General features: G+C 76.0%; 3 protein-coding genes. 2 read left to right on the top strand and 1 reads right to left on the bottom strand.

The features are described 5' to 3' along the window. A partial coding sequence (locus tag ACFU6K_RS33415) for a hypothetical protein (protein ID WP_380669485.1) occupies nucleotides 1-1055 on the top strand: 1055 nt, incomplete at its 5' end. A gap of 18 nt (nucleotides 1056-1073) precedes the next feature. Here ACFU6K_RS33415 and ACFU6K_RS33410 read toward each other — a convergent pair. After that, complete coding sequence (locus ACFU6K_RS33410; protein WP_380669483.1) at nucleotides 1074-2444, bottom strand: glycosyltransferase 87 family protein; 1371 nt, start codon at nucleotides 2442-2444, stop codon at nucleotides 1074-1076. A 216-nt stretch (nucleotides 2445-2660) separates the two neighbouring features. On the opposite strand from ACFU6K_RS33410, the gene ACFU6K_RS33405 reads away from it, so the two are divergent. Next, on the top strand, nucleotides 2661-3797 hold the full coding sequence (locus ACFU6K_RS33405) for a glycosyltransferase family 4 protein (RefSeq protein ID WP_380669481.1): 1137 nt from the start codon (nucleotides 2661-2663) through the stop codon (nucleotides 3795-3797). Nucleotides 3798-3840: the final 43 nt, after the last annotated feature.

Raw genomic sequence — 3840 nt, 5'->3', positions numbered from 1 at the left:
GGCCGGTGGACCGGCGCGCCGAGGTGGCCGCCGCCCTGGCGGAGCGGGCGCGCTCGGCCCCGCCCTGGGCCGGGCTGCCGGTGGCCGAGGCGGGCTACCGCAACCTGGTGCTCGGCGCCGCCGGCGGACCGGAGCGGCTGACCGCCGCCGCCGACCTGGCGGTGCGGATCGCCGGGTACGACGAGTACCCGGTGGTGTACCCGCGCCGGATCGCTCTGGTACGGGCCGGGGACGGCTGGCGGGTCGAGCGCGAGGAGAGCGCGGGCGGGCCGCCCGCGCCGTGGGACTTCGGGCCGCTCCGGTCGGCGCCGGGCGCGCACTGCCTGGTGGTCGGGCCGGCCGCCGGCCCCGACCAGGCCGAGCTGGTCGCGGTGGGGGACCGGGCGGTGCCCGCCGTCACCGAGGTCTGGGGCGGCGCCTGGCCGGAGCGGCTGCTGCTGGAGCGGCCGGCCACCGAGGAGCAGTTCGCCCGGCTGCTGGAGGGCGACCCGGACGGCTGGACGGGCATGGCGGCGGTCACCGTGGCCGCCCCCGGCGCGCCCTGGCACGCCCCGGCGGACCGGGTGCTGGTCAACCCGGAGGCGTACGGGCGGCTCAGCGGCTTCGGCCGCCAGGTGGTGGTCACCCACGAGGCCACCCACGTCGCGACCAGGGCCGACACCCGGGCCTGGACCCCGCTCTGGCTCTCCGAGGGCGTCGCCGACTGGACGGCGTACCGCGGCTCGGGCCGCGGCCCGCAGCAGATCGCGCCCGAGCTGGCCCGGGACGTGGCCGCCGGGAAGCCGCCCGTCGCGCTGCCCGTCGACCGGGACTTCGCCGCCGGGGCCACCGGCATCGCCCAGGCCTACGAGCAGTCCTGGCTGGCCTGCGAGCTGATCGCCCGCACCCACGGGCCGCAGCGGCTGGTCGCCTTCTACCGGGCGGTCGGCGCGGCCGACGGGCAGGGCGAGGACCGGGAGCGCCGCACCGACCGGCTGATGCGCCGCGAGCTGGGCGTCGGCCTGGCGGAGTTCACCCGGCTCTGGCTGGAGCAGGTGGCGGCGCTGAAGGGCTGATCAGCCGGGGAGGGCAGGTCAGCGGCGCTGCTCGGCCGGGGTGCCCGGGTGGTCGATGCCGTCCAGCAGGTCCTGCTCGTAGGCGATGCCCGGGCGCACCGGGTAGCCGGCGGACGGCAGCGCGGCGGGCTCGCGGTCCAGCACCACGGTCGGCGGCAGCGGCGCCTCGCCGCGGGTGGAGCGCCAGAGCCGCACGCAGGAGAGCACGGCCGCGGCCAGCAGCAGCAGGTTGCGCGCGGCCAGGACGGCGACCGCCGCCGGCTCGCTGGCCAGGACCTGGGTGAACATGGTCGGGAACTCGACCAGGGTCAGCGGGCAGGCGAGCAGGATCAGCACCGCCACCGGCCGCTGGCTGCTGTTGCGCACGGTCAGGCAGACGGCCGCGACGCCGATCAGCCAGACCAGGTACTGCGGGCTGATCACCCGGCTGGTCACCACGAAGATCAGCAGCGCGCACAGCGCGGCGTCGTACATGGTGGCCGCGCTGCGGCGCTTGGAGGTGTAGCGCCACAGCAGCAGCCAGGCGAAGCCCAGCAGGGTGCCGGCCAGCATGACCTTGCTGATCACGTCGACCCACGGCCCGAGCATCTCGGGGGAGCCGTAGTTCATGGTGACCTTGCCGTCCCAGGCGTCGGCGATCCGGGCGAAGTGCAGCGGCAGCGCGCCGAGCGACTCCACCTCGATGCCGCGGTCCTTCTGGAAGGCCAGGAACTCGAAGGCGCCGTTCATCCCGGCCGTCAGCAGGAAGCCGATCGACACGGCGGTGGCCCCCGCCAGCGTCCAGGAGCGGCGGGTGCGGCGGCCCGAGGGGGTGCCGATCAGGCCGATCAGCGGCCAGATCTTGACGATGCCGCCCAGGCCCAGCAGCAGCCCGCCGACCGCCGGGCGGCGGATCAGCGCCAGCAGGCCGGCCAGGGCGACCGCGGTGACGATGACGTCGAAGCGGTTGTAGATCATCGGGCCGAGCAGCGGGACGCCCACCACCCACATCCAGGCGCCGGTCAGCGCCCGGCCCCGGCGCAGGCCGGTGCGCACCAGCAGCGCGGCCGCGGCGGCGTCGGCGATCCCGCAGATCACCCAGAACGAGACCAGGTACGACCAGGGCAGCAGGCCCGGCAGCAGGATCACCAGGGCGGCGCCCGGCGGGTACTGCCAGGTCACGTCGTCGAACGGGAAGGTGCCGGTCTGGAGCACGCCGTACCAGGCGTGGTAGATCATCCAGACGTCCGCCGTGACGTCGCCACCGGGCGCCTTCAGCACACCCGTCGCCAGCAGCACCAGCAGGGCGCGGGTGGCGACCCAGGTGGCGCCGAGCGCGGCGAGCGCCCCGAGCGGGCGGCCGAGGCGGCCGCGCGAAGAACCGGGCTCGGTGGCCGGGGCCAATTCCACTGCGCTCCCTCGTTCGTCTCGGACGTCCCCACCGGAGGCGTCGTACCGACGGACGCCCGGGCCGCGTGCTGGACGACGGCCTAGGTACTAGGACTGACCCGGGGGTCAAACGGTTGCCGTGCGCGGTTCCGTTCCCGGTGGGTCATGGTGTTGACCTATCGTACGGATCACCCAGCGGTACACCGCGCACCCCCCGACCGAGCGAGCCGTGGCCTGATGCACAGAACCTTGATCGTCACCAACGACTTCCCGCCCCGCCCCGGTGGCATCCAGGCCTTCGTGCACAACATGGCCGTGCGTCAGCCCGCAGGCAGTGTCGTGGTCTACGCCTCGACCTGGCGGGACGGCAGCGAGGTGGCCCGTTTCGACGCCGAGCAGCCGTTCCCGGTGATCCGGGACCGGACGAAGGTGATGGTTCCCACACCGCGGGTCACCCGGCGGGCCGCCGAGATCCTGCGCGCGGAGAAGTGCGACTCGGTCTGGTTCGGCGCCGCCGCCCCGCTCGGGCTGATGGCGCCCGCGCTGCGCCGGGCCGGGGCCGGGCGGCTGCTCGGCATGACCCACGGGCACGAGGCCGCCTGGGCCCAGCTGCCGGTCTCCCGGCAGCTGCTGCGCCGGATCGGCGCGGGCACCGACGTGCTGACCTACCTGGGCGAGTACACCCGCTCCCGGATCGCCGCCGCGGTCGGGCCGCAGGCCGCGGCCCGGATGGTCCAGCTGCCGCCGGGCGTGGACGAGACGACCTTCCACCCGGGCTCCGGGGGCGCCGAGGTGCGCCGCCGGCTCGGGCTGGCGGACCGGCCGGTGGTGGTCTGCGTCTCCCGGCTGGTGCCCCGCAAGGGCCAGGACACCCTGATCGAGGCGATGCCGCAGATCCTCGCCGACGTGCCGGACGCGGTGCTGCTGATCGTCGGCGGCGGCCCGTACCGGGCGGACCTGGAGAAGCTCGCGGACGCCACCGGCGTACGGGACTCGGTGCGGTTCACCGGCTCGGTGCCGTGGGAGGAGCTGCCCGCCCACTACGGGGCCGGGGACGTCTTCGCGATGCCGTGCCGCACCCGGCGCGGGGGGCTGGACGTCGAGGGCCTGGGCATCGTCTACCTGGAGGCCTCGGCGACCGGCCTGCCGGTGGTCGCGGGGGACTCCGGCGGCGCGCCGGACGCGGTGCTGGAGGGCGAGACCGGGTACGTGGTGCCCGGGGGCTCGGCCCCGGCGGCGGCCGAGCGGATCGTACGGCTGCTGCGCGACGAGGAGCTGCGGCGGCGGATGGGCGAGGCCGGACGGCGCTGGGTGGAGCGCTCCTGGCGCTGGGACCTGCTGGCCGGGCGGCTGACCTCGCTGCTGGCCGGCTGACGCGGGTACGCCGAAGGGCCCCGGGGAGTCCCGGGGCCCTTCC

This window comes from Kitasatospora sp. NPDC057512 (genome assembly GCF_042802135.1).
GTDB lineage: Bacteria > Actinomycetota > Actinomycetes > Streptomycetales > Streptomycetaceae > Kitasatospora.
This window is presented reverse-complemented; position numbering and strand designations above follow the sequence as displayed.

Excerpts from the sequence above, each read along its gene's own strand:
- ACFU6K_RS33405 (WP_380669481.1), top strand. The coding sequence starts at position 2,661 with ATGCACAGAACCTTGATCGTCACCAACGACTTCCCGCCCCGCCCCGGT.